This window comes from Parasphingopyxis algicola (assembly GCF_013378075.1).
Lineage (GTDB): Bacteria > Pseudomonadota > Alphaproteobacteria > Sphingomonadales > Sphingomonadaceae > Parasphingopyxis > Parasphingopyxis algicola.
The window spans coordinates 1,710,648-1,727,024 of sequence record NZ_CP051131.1 but is presented as its reverse complement, the minus strand read 5'-3'; the positions used below and the strand labels follow the sequence as shown (position 1 = coordinate 1,727,024).

17 protein-coding genes and 1 pseudogene are annotated in these 16,377 nt (G+C 56.0%); 7 read left to right on the top strand and 11 right to left on the bottom strand.

Annotated features, from left to right (window positions below; genetic code table 11):
* Positions 1-3: 3 nt before the first annotated feature.
* The 6 genes and pseudogenes from HFP57_RS08535 to HFP57_RS08510 all read right to left on the bottom strand — a co-directional run bounded on the left by HFP57_RS08535 (position 4) and on the right by HFP57_RS08510 (position 6,413).
* Positions 4-798, bottom strand: coding sequence for a dioxygenase family protein (locus tag HFP57_RS08535; RefSeq protein WP_176869381.1), 795 nt, complete (start codon positions 796-798; stop codon positions 4-6).
* 24 nt (positions 799-822) lie between these two features.
* Entirely contained in the window at positions 823-1,149 is a 327-nt protein-coding gene (locus tag HFP57_RS08530; protein ID WP_246263532.1) for a hypothetical protein, read from the bottom strand.
* Between the two features lie 28 nt (positions 1,150-1,177).
* Entirely contained in the window at positions 1,178-2,428 is a 1,251-nt protein-coding gene (locus HFP57_RS08525; RefSeq protein WP_246263530.1) for an aromatic ring-hydroxylating oxygenase subunit alpha, read from the bottom strand.
* A gap of 104 nt (positions 2,429-2,532) precedes the next feature.
* A complete protein-coding gene (locus HFP57_RS08520) occupies positions 2,533-3,000 on the bottom strand; it encodes a nuclear transport factor 2 family protein (protein WP_246263528.1) in 468 nt (155 codons plus the stop codon).
* An 11-nt stretch (positions 3,001-3,011) separates the two neighbouring features.
* Positions 3,012-5,516, bottom strand: a complete 2,505-nt coding sequence (locus HFP57_RS08515) for a TonB-dependent receptor (protein ID WP_176869378.1) — start codon at positions 5,514-5,516, stop codon at positions 3,012-3,014.
* Between the two features lie 130 nt (positions 5,517-5,646).
* Positions 5,647-6,413, bottom strand: a pseudogene (locus HFP57_RS08510) (IS5 family transposase).
* 308 nt (positions 6,414-6,721) lie between these two features.
* Between HFP57_RS08510 and HFP57_RS08505 the strand changes: the two are divergent.
* Genes HFP57_RS08505 through HFP57_RS08485 form a run of 5 tightly spaced genes read left to right on the top strand, consistent with a single transcriptional unit; the run spans position 6,722 to position 10,284 of the window.
* On the top strand, positions 6,722-7,888 hold the full coding sequence (locus HFP57_RS08505; RefSeq protein WP_176869377.1) for an acetamidase/formamidase family protein: 1,167 nt from the start codon (positions 6,722-6,724) through the stop codon (positions 7,886-7,888).
* Positions 7,889-7,916: 28 nt separating this feature from the next.
* On the top strand, positions 7,917-9,110 hold the full coding sequence (locus HFP57_RS08500) for an aromatic ring-hydroxylating oxygenase subunit alpha (protein ID WP_176869376.1): 1,194 nt from the start codon (positions 7,917-7,919) through the stop codon (positions 9,108-9,110).
* Positions 9,111-9,121: 11 nt separating this feature from the next.
* Complete coding sequence (locus tag HFP57_RS08495; protein WP_176869375.1) at positions 9,122-9,496, top strand: hypothetical protein; 375 nt, start codon at positions 9,122-9,124, stop codon at positions 9,494-9,496.
* A gap of 3 nt (positions 9,497-9,499) precedes the next feature.
* A complete protein-coding gene (locus tag HFP57_RS08490; RefSeq protein WP_176869374.1) occupies positions 9,500-9,982 on the top strand; it encodes a nuclear transport factor 2 family protein in 483 nt (160 codons plus the stop codon).
* Positions 9,979-10,284, top strand: a complete 306-nt coding sequence (locus tag HFP57_RS08485; protein ID WP_176869373.1) for a non-heme iron oxygenase ferredoxin subunit — start codon at positions 9,979-9,981, stop codon at positions 10,282-10,284. Before HFP57_RS08490 ends, HFP57_RS08485 begins: the two co-directional genes overlap by 4 nt.
* A 43-nt stretch (positions 10,285-10,327) precedes the next feature.
* Here HFP57_RS08485 and HFP57_RS08480 read toward each other — a convergent pair whose 3' ends face one another.
* The 5 genes from HFP57_RS08480 to HFP57_RS08460 form a co-directional block, all read right to left on the bottom strand.
* On the bottom strand, positions 10,328-11,380 hold the full coding sequence (locus tag HFP57_RS08480) for an AraC family transcriptional regulator (RefSeq protein WP_176869372.1): 1,053 nt from the start codon (positions 11,378-11,380) through the stop codon (positions 10,328-10,330).
* 23 nt (positions 11,381-11,403) lie between these two features.
* A complete protein-coding gene (locus tag HFP57_RS08475; RefSeq protein WP_218135101.1) occupies positions 11,404-12,162 on the bottom strand; it encodes an aspartate/glutamate racemase family protein in 759 nt (252 codons plus the stop codon).
* Positions 12,159-12,452 carry a muconolactone Delta-isomerase gene (gene catC / locus HFP57_RS08470; RefSeq protein WP_176869371.1) on the bottom strand — a complete coding sequence of 98 codons (294 nt, stop codon included), beginning with the start codon at positions 12,450-12,452 and terminating at the stop codon, positions 12,159-12,161. Before catC ends, HFP57_RS08475 begins: the two co-directional genes overlap by 4 nt.
* A gap of 115 nt (positions 12,453-12,567) precedes the next feature.
* Complete coding sequence (locus tag HFP57_RS08465; RefSeq protein WP_176869370.1) at positions 12,568-13,761, bottom strand: muconate/chloromuconate family cycloisomerase; 1,194 nt, start codon at positions 13,759-13,761, stop codon at positions 12,568-12,570.
* On the bottom strand, positions 13,761-14,588 hold the full coding sequence (locus tag HFP57_RS08460) for an intradiol ring-cleavage dioxygenase (protein WP_218135100.1): 828 nt from the start codon (positions 14,586-14,588) through the stop codon (positions 13,761-13,763). Before HFP57_RS08460 ends, HFP57_RS08465 begins: the two co-directional genes overlap by 1 nt.
* Before the next feature lie 235 nt (positions 14,589-14,823).
* On the opposite strand from HFP57_RS08460, the gene HFP57_RS08455 reads away from it, so the two are divergent.
* On the top strand, positions 14,824-15,183 hold the full coding sequence (locus HFP57_RS08455) for a hypothetical protein (protein ID WP_176869368.1): 360 nt from the start codon (positions 14,824-14,826) through the stop codon (positions 15,181-15,183).
* Positions 15,180-16,373: an aromatic ring-hydroxylating oxygenase subunit alpha gene (locus HFP57_RS08450; RefSeq protein ID WP_176869367.1), complete on the top strand. Its 1,194-nt coding sequence runs from the start codon at positions 15,180-15,182 to the stop codon at positions 16,371-16,373. Before HFP57_RS08455 ends, HFP57_RS08450 begins: the two co-directional genes overlap by 4 nt.
* The last annotated feature ends 4 nt before the right edge of the window (positions 16,374-16,377 follow it).

Genomic DNA, 16,377 nt, shown 5'->3' with positions numbered 1-16,377 from the left:
GGACTAGTTTCCGGCTGGATCGAGCGTGAAGTCGATATCCAGAACTTTCCCGGAATCATCTTCGCGTAGCAGATAGGTGTTGGATGGCCGGACACCGTTGACGCAGTCGTTCTCCATATAGTCGAAATTTTCGAAATGGGCTTGCGTGGTCAGAGGCAGAAATTCCGGATTGAGTAGTTTGAAATGCAGGTGGGCAGGACGCCAGGGATGACGTCCCATGGCTGTGAGCAGGCGGTTGGTAATACCGCCCAAAGGAATGGTGTAAGGCGCGGGCATCGTCGTTTTGACCGAAAAGCGACCTGTTTCGTCCAGTTCCACAATGCCGCGATAATAGTCCTTGGGGAAGTCGTCCGCATAGCCGCTGTAATAGCCTTGCGGATTCGAATGCCAGATATAGAGTTTCGTTCCAGCAACCGAACGTCCATCGGTTGCGGTGACAGCGCCTTGAATCACCAAGGGTTCCCCATCGTCTTTCGTTTTCAGACGATCGGTTACAACGGGAATGTCATCCATGAAGTAGGGACCCTCGACCGCCGTCGCAGACCCGTCCCGTTTCGCGCTTTCAATGTCGCAAATCGCGGCATTGAACCAGAGATCGCACATGAGCGGCACTTCGTGAACCGGCTGATTGACATAATCCATGAGGAAATGGACCGCGGTCCGATACTCTTCGAAGGTTACGTCGTCAGTGCGCAAAACATCGCGCACCGCTTCGACAATATCGAAAACGATCTGCTCAGTGCGCGCCTCGGCAGGGGTCCGTTCGTGGGAAACCGCCGGTTTCGCCTGTTTGGTCATCACCTATACCTTTCGTAGATCGCGTTACGACGGAGAGCCGGACGCCGAATCCAGTTTGCCATGGGCCGGAACGAACCGCCGGGCATCAAAACTGAACGGAACCTGCGCACTGCCATTGTAAAGCTCATGGTGGGGAGTCGCTTCGGCCAAAGCGCAGGCGAGATAGAATAAATGCCTCTCGGCTGCGTCGAGATCTTTCGGCTGGCTGTTCGATAAATGATCGAGGATCGCGTCGATATGGGGCATGACGGTTTCGTAAAATGCCGCGAACTCTTCCGGAGTGGCGTTCCATCTGACCTCATCGCGCTCGGTCTCACTCGGCTTCGCCCATTTTAGCGCGATCGTCTCCAAGCTCTTATATGCTGCGGGAAGCTTCATCTCAGACATCGATATATGTCCGGACCGTCCGGGCGGCATGTCGAATCATGAATTCGAGATCCATGAGTTCGACGGTATCGAGCACACCGGACATAATCCCGGCAAAGGTATCCTCCATCGTCGCCGTATCTTCCAGCCAGGCATTGCGATGCAGCGCATTGACGTGACGTTGAGCGACATCTTCGGCCGCATTTTGTGCTGGCCAAAAATAGTTGATGCCCTCCCAGAGCGTCTTGCCATGCTCGAGCGGCCAGAATTGATGCGTGAAATAGGCCATTCCCGGATAACCGCATCCAGCGGCAAGATGGATTAGGAAATTAGGAAAGATATTGGGGAATTCGAACTGGAAGTCTTCCCGTCGCATGGGATTGATATTCGGCGGTAGCTGGTCAGGCTTGGGTTTGTGAAGCGGGGAGCCAGCCAGTAACCCGGCAAAAGTGTTCGTCGACTGCGCCGCATCCATCCCGCCGCCATAGATGGTCGACGATGCGTGCGGCCCCATAAGCTTGAAGTCGGTATGTTCGAGGCCGGTAAATCCGGGCAACGACCCGGCATGGATCGTCGGCACGTGATAACCTTCGCTGAACGCGAACAGCGCGACTTTCCAGTTGCAATCCAGCACGGTGGAATAGCGATAGGCGGTGGTCGCTTCGTGATAAGGGAATCCGGCGAATAATTTTCCGAAATCACCGAGATAATCACCCAGCGTTTGATCGGGCTCATCGACGAAGTTGATGAAAATGAACCCCTGCCACACATCGCAGGCAATTTCCTTGAGACCGAGGCAATCCTTGTCCAAAGACCCGAAACCCTCTTCCATGGGAACCGAACGGAGCGTGCCGTCGGTTGAAAATACCCAGCCGTGAAAGCGGCAGGAAAACACATTGGCCCTTGCGTTGCCTGAGGTTTCGAAATCGTTGGATGAGACGATCCGGTTACCCCGATGCGTACAGACATTATGGAAGGCTCTGACCGTTCCGTCCTTGCCGCGCACGATGATCACAGACGCATCGGCGACGGCGATGCTCTTGACCTTATAGTCGCCTGGTCGGGGCAACTCCCATTCGGTTGCGACCTTCAGCCAGACCTTGCCGAAAATTGCCTCCCGCTCCCGCTCGAAGAGCGCGGGATCGCGAACAATGTCCAGCGAAACCGATTCGACGCCTAACTCGTCGCGAATGGCATCGGTCGATCGCAGGATATGATCCAGACTGCCAGGCGGCGCATCCATTTCAGTTGAAGTTTCAACCACTGCATCGTCCCTTTGTAGAGGGGCGATTGTGCGGATAGGCGGTAATAGGCGCTAGCCGTTGACCGCTTCGCCCGTCCCCGGAGCGCAATTGATCCACTCGCCGGTCAGGTCGCATCCAAACTCGCCGGCTTTTCATGCCACCCTTCCGGATAATGCGATATCAATTCCGCTTCGAGCGCCAGATGGGTGAAGACCCATTTATCCTTTTCCTGTCGCGCTTCCGCTTGATATCGACCGCCTATCCAATAAGCGCGGCCGCTTGCAGATGTAGCCGTCTCCCAGAGCATGAAGCCGAGCTTCGCCGCGGTGGCGGTGTCCGATAGGGCGATCCGCGGCGAAACCAGAAAATGAAGCGTCCAGGCAAACCCGGTATCGGCGTTTCCCATGACACCTTCTACAATCGCGTCCCGGCCTTCGAGCGTGCCGTAATTGTCGATATGAAAGATTGCATCCGCATGGAAGAGCGGCCGAAGAACTTCGGCCGACGGCCCGGCATCGAAAGCTCGCGCAAGATTGGCAATCAGGTCCTCAATTGCCTGGCGAGCTTCGACGCGCGCGAGCCGCTCGGCCAATTCGACGAGCGTCAAAACCGCACGCTCGCCGTCAGCGACCATTCGCGCGGCCGACCGTAGACACCCTCGATGATCCCGCCAAAACCATCAAAATAACCCGAGCCCAGATAGACTTCGTCAGTAATATTCTTGACCTCGAAGCGAAGACCAAATCGTTCGTCCTCATCGAGAAAATTTAACGAGGCGTTGAGTAGGTGATAGCCGCCCTGGATCAGCTGGGGTGTGTTGACAGCGTCGTTGGCGACGGTGGAACGGTAGGACCAATCGACGCGCGGCGTCAGCGTGCCAAAGCCGATAATGTCGATATCATAGGCCGCACTGGCGCTAAGCGTCCATTCGGGCGCGTTTTGCAGACGGTCGTCAACCGTCACACCGGCATTACGGCCCCGGATATCGACCTCGAGATAGCGCGCATCGAGATAACCAACGCCTGCCTGTAAGCGCAGTGGCTCGATCGGCCGGGCCTCAAACTCGAGCTCGAACCCTTCGATTCTTGCCTGCGCAGCGTTCTGGACAATCGGCGCGAAACCCAATGTGGGATCATTCACCGTAAGCTGGAGATCCGTGTAATCGTTACGGAAGATCGCCCCGTTTATCCGCAAACGCCGGTCGAAGAGATCGCTTTTGAAGCCAAATTCGTAGGATGTACTGAATTCCGGCCGGAATGTGGGTATGTCAGGCAATGGCGGGAAGACACGCTGTGTGAAACCTCCGCCTTTGAATCCTTCCGAATAGGAGACATAGGTCAGCAGACTATCGTTCCAGCGATAGGAAAGGCTGGCCATCGGTGTCCAGGCGTCGTCGCTGACCGTCGAGCTTGAACCCAAAGGCCCCATCAATGGATCGCCGTCCATCAAACCGCTGCCATCCGGGTTCAGGGGTGCTCCCGTAAAGACGCCGGCTTCGACGATGAACTGGTTATCATTAAAAAACGTCTTTTCATCTTCCGTCCATCTGATGCCTGCGGTCAGATTCAGATTCTCCACGATTTCGAATGTAGCCTGGCCGAAAAAGGCGACGCTTTCGGCTTCCAATGTTGCGCCGCTAAGAAACACCGCGTCGAGGATGCCGACAACATCGCGGTGATCGCCTTGCTCGTCCGCATAATAGGCACCGATAACCCAATTCAGCCTGTCATCGAAGGCATTTCCCAAAAGCTGAACCTCTTGGGAGAATTGGTCCTGTGTCCAATCATTCTTAGTCTGTACCAGAGAGGCCGGGCTGTGATCTGAGTCGCGCGTCCAAAATCCTTCGACGCTGCGATAGGCGGTAATCGATTTGAAACTGATATTGTCTGTCAGTTCCCATTCGAGAGTGCCGTAGATACCCCAGATATCGGTGTCGGATGCGGACTGATATCGGCGGCTTCCGAAATTGTCGAACTGGGGAAAAATCGTCTGAAACGTGCCGGCATGTTCAAACGGCGCCAACTCCCACTGGCTATTATAGCAACGCGCGTCGTTAAGCCGCGCCGGATTGGTAGGATCGGCACAAATCTGCGGGGCACCCGAAAATACGCCATTATATATCTGTGCGGCGTCCGCATCTTCAAACGCTTCTATCAGCACGTTTGGCGCTGATTCCTCGCGCGACCGCGTGCCGTCCACCGCGATATTGATCGATAGATTGTGAGTCGGCTCTAGCCGTATGGCGAAGCGACCAGCAAGCGAATTCGTATCGCCGAGATCGGGCGCATTGATTAGCGTCCCATCCACATAGCCTTCTCTATTGTGGTAGAAAAAGGCGAGGCTAGAATACACGCCATCGGTAATCGGAACATCGATTATCCCGTTTGCCTGTACTCTATTATACCGGCCCGTAGTGAGCTGCACCCGGCCGCTTAATTCGTCGGCGGGCTTTCTGGTGACGACGCTAACGGCACCACCGATTGTATTGCGTCCGAACAAAGTGCCTTGCGGTCCGCGCAGCACTTCGATGCGCTCTATGTCGAGAACATCCAGCATGTTGCCGACGCCGCGCGAGATATACACGCCATCGAGATAAAGTCCGACCCCCGGATCGGCCGACAATTGATAGTCGTTCTGCCCGATTCCGCGTATGTAGATCGCTGCCGTCGCATTGCTGGCCGACACTGGCACCGAACTGTTGAAGCGGACGTTCGGTGTGAAGTCTCCGATATCGGTGACGGTGTTGATGCCCCTTTCCTGCAAGTCATTTGCGGTAACAGCAGAAATCGAGATGGGGGTGTCCTGCAGTGATTCCTCGCGCCGTCTTGCCGTCACTACAATCGTGCCGACGCCGATATTGTCTGCTGTTGTAGTGGTATCTGCCAGCGCTGTCTCAGGCTCGGTCGCCGCTTCCGCACGGTTTGTTACATCGGCCGACTGAGGTGGAGTTTGCGGGGATGCCTCAGGCGGTTCTTGGGCGTTCGCAGGGGCAAAAGCAGCAAGATTGCCGATGGCCGCAGTCAGGGCGAGCACGCTGACTCGTGAAGATATCTTTCTTCGGCCTTCAAAAAACCGGCCGTTCGGCTGCTCGAGAAAAATACGACCCATGCTAAACCCCCTTTTGAGTAACGGTTGAACGGCCTTCATCTCTTTGCGTACTGTATTGGAGCCGTGCAGCTACAAATTCTTACGATTTTGTGACTGTTCCTTAGAAAAAGCACTTCTCCGGGCTTTCGCGCTAGGCTTCGTGGACAAAGGGTATCCATAGTTTAATTGAGACGAGCGCGACGAAGCCGAGGTAGGATTCCTTGGTTTTGTCGTAGCGGGTCGCGATGCGACGCCAGTTCTTGAGTTTGTTGAACAGGCGCTCGATCAGGTTGCGCCACTTGTATTTTGCGCGATCGTGCTGCGCGGGATTGCGCCGGTTGGCCTTGGCGGGGATCACTGCCTCGACGCCTGCAGCGGCAATCTCACCGCGGATGGCGTCGGCATCATAGCCGCGGTCGGCGAGAAAGGCTTCGATCCGATCGCCGATTATCCGGAACAGCGGCGCAAAGCCTTGTACGTCATGCGCCTGGCCCGGTGTCAGCACGAAGCCGAGTGGGAGGCCTCTCGCATCGCACCGCGCGTGGAGCTTGGTGGTGAAGCCGCCTCGCGATCGGCCAAGCGCCTCGGTTTGCTGAGTCCCCTTTTTATGCCGACGGCACAATGATGTGCCCGGACTACCGTGCTATCGATCATGTCGGCGGCGCTATCGCGGCCAGCCAGTTCGGCCAGCGTCTCGAGCATGGCATCGAACACACCGGTCGTGACCCATCTTCGATAGCGCCGGAAAACGCTGTTCCACTTGCCATACTCATCGGGGAGATGTCGCCATTGCGCGCCCGTCCGGGCGATCCACATCATGCCCTCGAAGTAACGGCGGTTATCCTGCGCAGGTCGGCAGCTGCGTCCCCGCTCCGGAGGCAGCAACGGCCCTATCAACGCCCATTCTTCATCCAACACCCCGATCCGCTCGCCCAATGCCGCCTCCAAAAGGCAGCCTTGAATCGAAGGACGAGTCTCAGGTCAAGCTTTGTCCACGAAGCCTAGCCTGAATGCGCGAGTATGAACCCGACGCCGCAATTGACTTGCGTTATCATGCCGCGAAGCCGGGCCGCATATTTTCGGGCTTTTGAGAGAATGGGTGCATGTTCAGGCTAACCGAGACGCCAGCGGGCTAGTGTTCGATCGCCCACTCGCGCCACATAAAGCGGCTTTCCGCGGGTTCGTTTCATTCAGGCTCATCCGCAAGACAATTAAAGGGCATGTAAATGGCGGAGACGGTCACAATCACGCGAAGCGGTCGGCTGGCTGCAGACGATCCGAATTGCTTTAACCGTCTGCATTATGCGCTCGATCCGGTCGCGACGGCCAAGCCCGGCGACTATATTGTCTATCATACGCGGGATGCCTTCGATTCGCAGTTCGATTTCGGGACCAGCTCCGGGCAAGTCGCGGATTGCGACTTGAATCGCGTCCACCCGATGACCGGCCCCGTGCACATCGAAGGAGCCGAGCGCGGAGATGCTCTGGCGGTAACGGTCGTCGACATCGCCCCCGACGATTACGGCTATACCGTGATCGTGCCGGGTTTCGGTTTTTTGCGTGATCTCATCCCTGGACCGTTCATCGCCAACTGGAAGCTGGACCGCCTCCATGCGGTTTCCGATCAAATTCCAGGCGTGCGTATTCCGATGTGCGCTTTCCCGGGGTCCATCGGCGTGCTTCCGGGCAAACTGGAGGTTGCAGATGCTCTCGAGCGAGAGGGCGCACTGGCGGAGGCCGGAGGATTCGTCTTGATGCCCGATCCTGATGGCGCGGTTCCGGCGAATTTGTTCGGCAAAGAGGCGCCCTATGCCTCGGAAGGGCTTCGCACCATTCCCCCTCGCGAAAACGGCGGCAATATGGACGTGAAGGCGATGCAGATCGGAACGACCATCCTGTTTCCGGTTCTCCATGACGGTGCCGGTCTGTGGACCGGAGATATCCATTATGCGCAGGGCGATGGCGAAGTGTGCGGTACGGCCGTGGAAATGGCGGCCACGGTCACACTGCGATGCGAAATCATAAAGGGCGGCGGCAAGAATATGCGTTTCCCACAGATCCGGGGCGGTGCGCAGCTCAAGGCAACAGAGCCGACCAGGTTTCACGCGGTCACCGGTATGCCGGTGAAACAGGCGGGAGAAGTGCCGCCGCATCTCGCCTATCTCGACAGTCCCAAGGTGGCGCCGCTTACCAATCTGTCCGAAGATTTGACGCTCGCGACGCGCGATGCACTGGTTCGCATCATCGACTGGATGGTGGAGGAAAAGAGCCTCAGCAGGGAACAGGCCTATGTGATCGCAGCGGCCGCGGTCGATCTCAGGATCGGCCAGCTTGTCGACGTTCCCAATTTCGTCGTTTCGGCAATCTTGCCACTTGATATTTTCGAAGATTAACGCGCGCTCAGATAGAAGGATATTGGCTATGAACACACCGCATCGCTGGGGCGATCAATATAGCGAACTCGGCCATGGGCCTATTCCGATCGAACCTTATATTTCGCCGAACTATTATCAGCGCGAAAAGGAAAAGATATTCCATAAGGAGTGGCTATGTGTCGGCAGAAACGAGGAAATTCCGAACGCCGGCGATTACAAGGCGAAGCGGATCGAAGCGGCGGATACATCTGTAATCGTCATTCGCGGTAAGGACGGAAATGTCGGCGCCTTCCACAACATGTGCGCGCACCGGGGCAACACCGTGGTCACCGAAACGGGCCATGAAACCCTCGGCAATAGCCGCGCCGCGATCCTGACCTGCCGATTTCATGGCTGGGTTTACGGAGCGGATGGTTCGTTGATCAGCGTTCCCCAGGAAGATCGCTTTTACGAATGTTTCGACAAATCCGAAAACGGCCTGACCGCAATCCATGTAGGAGAATGGGAAGGGTTCATCTTCGTCAATTTCTCCGAAAGCCCGGCGCAGGGTCTCGAAGATTTTCTTGGTGAATATGGCCAACATTTCGCCGGCTATCCATTCGACAAGATGCCCTATCAGTTCACCTATTATACGGAGCTCGATTGCAACTGGAAGATCGCGCATGACGCCTTTGCGGAGGCCTATCATGTCGATACCATTCATGCGGGTTCGTTTCCCAATGTGTTTTCGAACGGACTCGAGCGGGTAAAGCTGATGGGACCGCACCGTACGTCGGCGGTCCATCTGTCGATGAACGGCAAACCGACGCCGATCGCGGGTCTAGCGAACGAACTGGCGACCGGCTCGCTGGTAGCGCAGCGCGGAGAGTCCATGCTTCCGCCGACGATCAACCCAGACCGCGCGCAGGATTTCTCGTTCGAGCTCAGCGTGCTGTTTCCCAACACCCTGATCCACGTGTCCGAGGGCATATGGTTCACTCATCAATTCTGGCCGTTAGCTTATGACCGGACATTGTGGGAAGGGCGCTATTATGTCGCGGAGCCCGAGACCAATGCGCAACGCTGGGCGCTGGAACACGCCATGACGCTGCAGCGCAATGCCTGGCTCGAGGACACCGCAACGATGGAAGATACGCATCGCGCAATGAAATCCGGGGCAAAGCAGCATCAGAATCTTCAGGATGACGAGATTTTGATCCGTCATGGGGCTGTTGTCGTCGATCAATATGTCAATGCGTGAAGGGGTTCTGCGTGACCGATAGCATATTACCAAAAGGCTTCGAAGATTTGGAGCCTCATATGGACTGGAACCTCGCTACGGCGAACGAACGTCAGGACAAGCGCCGCGCTTCAAGCGTGGAAGAGATTCACGCTTTTTATGAGGGGGTTCATCCACATCTGGAATCTATTCTCGAGGAAGTGGATCGCTTTCCCTTGGGCGAGCTGCCCGAAAGCCATCTCCCCATTTACAATCTTGCTCTCGCCCTTGCCGAGATCGCCCCGCATGTCGAACTCTACAAGGGCGATCCGGCGGTACCATATGCGTTTGAGGAAAGTCGAATGATTGCGGTTCACGGGGATCAGGAAACATGGCGTGGCAAATCGCCGATGGACAATAAAGACTGACCTATGGCGTCCATAGAAGAGCGGCTCGACCGCCTGGAATCCCACGAGACTATTCGAAAGCTGGTCGCGCGTTATGCGATTGGTGCCGATCGAAAGAACGATCCGGCGATAATGGGCGCGCTTTTTCATGAAGATGCCTTTTGGGAAGCGCCCGGTTTTTCGAGTTTTCGCGGGCGCGACGCGATTTCGGCCGGATTGGCCGAAATCGCACAGTCTCAGATCTTCTGGTCGCTCCACTACATGGTTTCGCCATATATCGATATCGAGCAATCGGGCGATAGAGCGAGTTGCCACTGGTATTTGTGGGAGCTGGCGACAATGGCGCAGGAGCAGGAAGAGGCAGCCGATAGCTGGCTGGGCGGATGGTACGAAAGCACCGTGGAACGCCGCGGTCCGCTTTGGGCTTTTTCGCGGGTCAAACTGGATCTTCGTTTGCAAGGCAAAGCCGCGCCTCCTTGGGATACGAAGGTTGCACGGAGCGCATGACCCTATTTCTTTGTAAAACTGCAGATGTCGACGCCGACGAACCCAAGCAGGTCACTCTGGCTGATGGGCGCATACTGGCTGTATACCGGCTAGATGACGGTTTCTATGCTACCGACGACGTCTGCACGCACGGCGAAGCGTCGCTGGCGGAAGGTGAGATCGAGGGGCATGAGATTATATGTCCCTTCCATCTGGGGGCATTCGATATCCGTACCGGCGAGCCGACCCGCGCGCCATGTACGGCCTCGTTGAAAGTTTATCCGGTGGTTTGCGAAAATGGCGAGGTGATGCTCGCCGAATGAAGAATTCTCGGCATCCTAAACCACTCTTTCGCGCATAGGGTTTCTATGATCGCGCTGTTGGGTGCGGCTCAAACTGTTTGAGCGTTGCAGAAGGAAGTTCGCCAAATCGTTCCTGATAATCTCGCGCGAATTTGCTCAGATGCGTAAAGCCGCACGCCATGGCGATTTCAGTTACCGTCGTTCCGTCGTCGACGCCAGTTTTGAGTTTCCGGCGAGCCCTATCGAGCCGGCACTGTTTCAGATATGCCATAGGAGTTGTATCGCGAAAACGGCGGAAACCCGCATGAAGTGACCGCGCGCTTACGCCTGACACCTCGACCATATCGGCCAGCGTAATCGCGCCGTCGTGGTCACGGCTCTCGTAGATATATTGTTCGACCCGCTTCACATAATAGGGCGCGGGGCCGTGCGCTGGCGCATTATACAGATCCGAATAACTATGTGGAACGACCGCGAGAAGCAGCCTGGTAAGGGTATCCTCAACCGTTTCGACCGCACGCCTGTGATGATAAGCGGAGAGTCCGGAATCTATGTCGTCACAGATCGTTCGGACCATGTGCGCGAAGCCGCTTGCCGCGCCGTCGAGCTTGATCGGGGTGGGCTGCAATTCGAGATTCAATTCACGAAAACCCAATTCCTTATGCAAGACCGATTCTATCTGGCGGATCGGGATCTTCACAGTAACATGTTTGTAATCGTGATCGAACACTTGGCGAACCGGAGTTTCCGAGTTCAATACGCACATATGACCGGGGGGCATTTCGAAGGTTTTGCCGCCCGCACTCATCGCGGCCGTCCCCGATATCGAGAACTGAACGAGGCAAATATCGCTGATCACGGGAATATCGATCATCACCCGGCCATAGGGCATGCCGTAATCCGTTGCGTGGAAGGTTATCCCATTGAGACGCGTTCGATGGTGACGAAAGCTCATTGGCGGCATTCCGCCCTCTGTGCGCAGCGTATGGTCGCAAAAGAGCGAACCCATATAGCTTCGAACGGTGTCGGCGTTTGTACTGCGAAACTGTTTGCACCGGCTCATCGGTAGACCGGTCCCATCCCAAAAAGGGAGAGATGCTGAAGCTTGTGCTGGCATTTTTATCTCCCCAACTTAATTTCTTACGCTAAATCCGCACCTGAAGCCAGATTGTTATCGGAGTGAGCTTGCGGTTGGATAAAACTGGCTTTGCTGTGACTCAAATCCAGCGCGAGCAATAGCTCGCATGTTTTGAATGCAACCAATCCGGGATTGAGAACCGGCACATCGATCGTTTTTTCCAGGAAGGCGTGCGACTGGTGCATCGTCGTCGAGCCGATAATCAGGACATCCGCACCGTCCTCCTCGACTGCAATGCGGGCCGCGCTCTCCAGTAACGGAAAGACGAAATCCTCTTTGCCTTGCAGCAGATCCTCCGTATCGGGCGGCACATCGATCGACCGAATTGATGCCAGTCGATGCCCTAGCCCCTGTTCAGCAATTACTTTTTCATAGAGCCAAGACCAGCGATGCCACATGCTGAGTATCGAAAACCGCTTACCGAGAAGGCAGGCGGCGAGATAAGTGGACTGGGCGGTGCCGATCACCGGTATATTCAGTCGCGAGCGCAGAGCTGTTACCCCCGAGTCGCTCATCGAATTGATGCAAACAGCGTCGCATCCTCGCTGAGCCGCCTCGATACCGGCCTTGAGGCAATAAAAGTCGGCCAGCGCGCCTTCATAATAGGAATCGAGAGTTGCACCGCCGCGCTCGGCGCAGCTGAATTCGATATCTGTCTGACCGGCAAGACTCTCGGGGATCTGTGCGGCGAATGAGCTAAGCGCTGCTTCCGGTACCGGAACCGGCACGATCATCGCGATGCGACTGCGGGGCTTCGTCATTGGCTCTCGCCGGCATCGAGCGCGGACGGGTGAAGTGCGAGCGGCGTGACTTCCATTTCCATATACGGAAACAGCGGGAGGCCGGACAATATACGGTGCAGCTGGTCGTGATCATCGACGTCGAAAATACTGATATTGGCGTAGGCCCCTGCTATCCGCCATAGATGGCGCCAGAGACCCTTTTGCTGAAGCGAGAGCGCTATCGCTTTCTCCTCTGCCTTCAGCTTTTCGATCGCCTCCCCGTCAGCGTCTGCCGGAATACATACCGTCATTTCGACATGATAGAGCATAGGTCGCAGTTTCCTTGATAGCGGGGTGACGAACGCGCGGCTCGATGAGAATGATGGAAGCACCGCGAGCGTATCCGAGGTGCGTATTTTGGAAGTTCGACAGATATGGTCATCATCAACCCTTGCGCCGGTAGTGGCGGAGCTTGTCGGGATCGATCTCTATCCCGGCCCCTGGTCCCTCCGGCACGACGGCACAGAAATCTTCATAGACGATAGGATCGGTGACGATTTCGTCGACAAGAATTTGCGGCCCGAAATGCTCACAATGCCATTGCAGCTTTTCGAGGCTAGCGAAAAAATGAAGATGCGCGGCTGCGCCGATCGAACTCTCGAGCAAGCAGCCGCCATAGAGCGACAACCCGCCAGATTCCGCAATGGCTGCGATTTTTCGCGCGCCTGTCGGTCCGCCATGTTTGACCAATTTGAGCGAAACGACATCCGCGGCGCCGGCACGCGCTACGGCCAGTGCGTCATGTGGGGAGAAAACGCCCTCATCGACCATGATCGGCACCCGCGAACGACTTTTGAGGCGCACTGCACCTTCGATATCCCATGCAGCGAGCGGCTGTTCAACCAGCGCGATCCCGAGATCGTCAAACTGGTCGAGCAGCCTGTGGGCAACCGGCTCGTCCCACCCTTCATTGGCGTCAACAATGAGATCGGCATGCGCGCCTAAAGCGCTGGCGAGTTTAGTAATGCGCGCGCTATCCTTAGCCAAGTCGAGCGCACCCATCTTGATCTTGAACAGATTGTGTCGGCGGGTTTCCAACTTCTCCTTGGCTTCTTCGATTTCTTGACCGGGGTCACCCGAAGCGAGCGTCCAAGCGACACGGATGCGGTCGCGCACCGCGCCGCCGAACAATCTGTGCATCGGCACTCCCAGGCGCTGCGAGATGATATCGAATAGCGCGCATTCAATCGAGCTTTTGGCCGCATTGTTGCGCTTGGCGGTCTTGTCCATGATCGCAGAGATGGCGTTGATGCCGTCGACCGGTTTTCCAATGATCGCAGGCGCGAGGTAGCGATCAATTACGGCGGCGATACTCTCAGCCGTTTCTTCCGACCATCTCGGGCCGCCGAGCGTGGAGGCCTCGCCAATGCCGACTACGCCCTCACGGGTTTCAATCCGAACGATCACATAGTTCTGCTCAGCCGTCGCCAGCGAGGACAGTTTATGCAGCCGTTTGATCGGTATGTCGACGATCGTGCACTCGATCCTTTCGACGATATCCGACGATAAACCTCCGCTTGCCGCTCCGTCGCTGCCGATGTCCGGAGCATGATCACTCGTATTTGTGTCGGCCTTCATCAGGCCTGATCGGCCGACGTCAGCTCAATATCATAATTTACGATATAATCAGTGGCGGCATTTTTCGGCGCGGGCGAGAAATCGACAAGCAGGGAATCTTTGACTGCGAACACCGCATCGCTGTCGAGATATGAGGCATCGCGATCGAATATCTGAGTTATCAATTTTTTGTGGCCGGGCGCATTTACGATAAAATGAATATGACCCGGCCGGTATGGGTGCCGGCCCATCAATTGCAACAAATCCCCAGCCGGGCCATCGAACGGTATCGGATATTCGACTGGCCGAAGGCCGATAAAACTATAGCGCCCGTCCGGTCCGGTTGCGAACTTGCCACGCAAGTTCATATCCGGTTGATCCGGATCCTGTTGTTCATAAAGACCATTGGGCGCCGTTTCCCATATGTCGAGCGTTGCGCCTGCCAACGGCTTTCCGTTCGCATCGAACACGACACCCTGAACCAAGACAGTCTGTTCCTGGCTCCCGTCTTGGACGATGCTGGCGCCATCGGGAAGCATTGGCGCACCTTCCCTGTAAAATGGACCTAGAACGGCCGACTCCGTCGTATCGCCCGAAGCTCCGAACGTAAGCGCATCGACCACGCTTTCGAGCCCAAGTATGTCCGCGACAAGAATGACCTCATTGCGTTTCTCGTTGCTCATCTGCCCTGCGCGAACGAGAAAATTCATTCCCTCGAGCCATTCCGAAGTATTCAGATTCACGTCGCGAGCGAAATCGTGAAGATGAGAGACCAGTGCCTCCATTATCTCACGCAGCCGAGGATCGGTATCGTCCGATATCGCCGCAATAACGGCGCTGGTAATCATGTGGGTCGACCGAAGGACTTTGTCGGTGGATTGCTCTGATACCGTCATATCTGCGTCTGGTCGCAAGGGGTCTGGGATGGGTCGTTATTCATGACCGCCATCACGCAGGGAGCGCGCGCGCCTGTCAATATCGTGACCCAATCGATAGCGGTCAGGGTATAAATATTGCGTCAAGGTGATAGTTGCAGCCCGGCTTAGCCAGCATGGTAACCCTGCCTTCATGCAGGAGTTTGCGATGCCCGGCACTTTTCCGGACGATTTTACTGCGCTCGAGCCTTTTTCCGATTGGGCGTTACCGACCGAACATGACCGGAACAGCTATCGCTGGCGCGCGACGCTGGCGGAAAGCCAAGCCTTTTACGACGCAATGCTCGGACATGGGGCGACGGCTCTAGAGTATCTGAACGGCTTTCCGATTGACGAGCTGGATGCGAGACAAACATCGCTGCTCAACCTCTGCCTCGCCTTCACGGAAGTCTCGGTAACGATCGAGATGTATGGCGAGCCGCAGCCGAAATATGTTTTCCCGATCGCCCGTTTCATACCGCTGCATGACGGCTGGAATGAAACGTTCGCCACAGGAGCATCAGCATGAATGTCGAACCGGATTCTTTACGATTTTCGCGCCGCTATCCGGAAGAGGGGGGCGATCCCGTACCGATCGAGCGCTATACGTCGGAAGAATATTTCGCGCGTGAAAAAGACCGTGTTTTCCGGCGCAAATGGTTAAACATCGGGAATCGTCTCGATGCACCCAACCCAGGCGATTATTTCGTGGTTGAGCTTCCCGTGGCCAACACCTCCCTGCTCGTCATTCACGGCAAAGACGGCGAGTATCGCGCATTCCACAATATGTGTTCGCACCGGGGGGCGCCGCTTGCCTGGGACGAAAAGGGTTCGTGCCGCGGTTATATGGCCTGCCGTTTTCACGGCTGGGTCTACGATACAAAAGGCAATCTGGTGCAGGTTTCGGATAGCGAGAATTTCCCCTCTGTAGAGAAGGCCGAAAATGGATTGACGCCCGTCAATTGCGATGTCTGGCGCGAATTCATTTTCGTCAATCTCGCAGAGGAACCCGAGCAAAGCCTGCATGACTTTCTGGGCCCGGTCGTCGACGAGATCGCAGCCTATGATTTTTCAGGCTTCACGCCGGCTTTTCACTATCGGATCGACGAGAATGTAAACTGGAAAACCTTGCAGGAGGCACAGCTAGAAGGATGGCATCTGCCATATCTGCATGAAAAAACGCTTGCCCGCGCGGTAAAATTGGAAGGCAAACAGTTCCGCCACAGTGCGATTGAATTGCATGGTCCTCACGGCGTACTCGGTTCTCCGCCTCCCGATGCGTTCGAGCCTTCCCCGGCGGCGCTCCTGGCAAGCCAGTTTGGCACCGGCACCATGCAAGCCTTCGCCAAGCAGCGCGATCCGACCGAGGGTTATGATTTCCGCGGGTCTTTCGACTTCTGGCACATCTTTCCAAACTTTTTCGTGGGATTACTCGACGGGTTATATTTTACTTTCAACATATGGCCCGTCTCGGTCGACCGCAGCATTTGGGAGATCAAAGGCTATTACCCGCCGATCAAAAATGCCGGAGAGTTGTTCGCGCGCGAATATAGCAAGGTCGGGCTGCGCGACCCGATGATGGAGGATTGCTACACCCATGAGCTGATCTCGAAAATGCTCAAATCAGGCGCCAAATCGGTCCTTCACTTGCAAGATGAGGAGATGATGGTCCGCCATCTCAGCAATGGCGTCGACCGGTGCGTTCAAGGGATCGAGTAGCCGC

What these genes read in the sequence shown, in the direction of transcription:
- HFP57_RS08535 (WP_176869381.1), bottom strand. Translation starts at nt 798, where the DNA reads ATGACCAAACAGGCGAAACCGGCGGTTTCCCACGAACGGACCCCTGCC.
- HFP57_RS08515 (WP_176869378.1), bottom strand. Translation starts at nt 5,516, where the DNA reads ATGGGTCGTATTTTTCTCGAGCAGCCGAACGGCCGGTTTTTTGAAGGC.
- HFP57_RS08505 (WP_176869377.1), top strand. Translation starts at nt 6,722, where the DNA reads ATGGCGGAGACGGTCACAATCACGCGAAGCGGTCGGCTGGCTGCAGAC.
- HFP57_RS08500 (WP_176869376.1), top strand. Translation starts at nt 7,917, where the DNA reads ATGAACACACCGCATCGCTGGGGCGATCAATATAGCGAACTCGGCCAT.
- HFP57_RS08490 (WP_176869374.1), top strand. Translation starts at nt 9,500, where the DNA reads ATGGCGTCCATAGAAGAGCGGCTCGACCGCCTGGAATCCCACGAGACT.
- HFP57_RS08485 (WP_176869373.1), top strand. Translation starts at nt 9,979, where the DNA reads ATGACCCTATTTCTTTGTAAAACTGCAGATGTCGACGCCGACGAACCC.
- HFP57_RS08480 (WP_176869372.1), bottom strand. Translation starts at nt 11,380, where the DNA reads ATGCCAGCACAAGCTTCAGCATCTCTCCCTTTTTGGGATGGGACCGGT.
- HFP57_RS08475 (WP_218135101.1), bottom strand. Translation starts at nt 12,162, where the DNA reads ATGACGAAGCCCCGCAGTCGCATCGCGATGATCGTGCCGGTTCCGGTA.
- catC (WP_176869371.1), bottom strand. Translation starts at nt 12,452, where the DNA reads ATGCTCTATCATGTCGAAATGACGGTATGTATTCCGGCAGACGCTGAC.
- HFP57_RS08465 (WP_176869370.1), bottom strand. Translation starts at nt 13,761, where the DNA reads ATGAAGGCCGACACAAATACGAGTGATCATGCTCCGGACATCGGCAGC.
- HFP57_RS08460 (WP_218135100.1), bottom strand. Translation starts at nt 14,588, where the DNA reads ATGATTACCAGCGCCGTTATTGCGGCGATATCGGACGATACCGATCCT.
- HFP57_RS08455 (WP_176869368.1), top strand. Translation starts at nt 14,824, where the DNA reads ATGCCCGGCACTTTTCCGGACGATTTTACTGCGCTCGAGCCTTTTTCC.
- HFP57_RS08450 (WP_176869367.1), top strand. Translation starts at nt 15,180, where the DNA reads ATGAATGTCGAACCGGATTCTTTACGATTTTCGCGCCGCTATCCGGAA.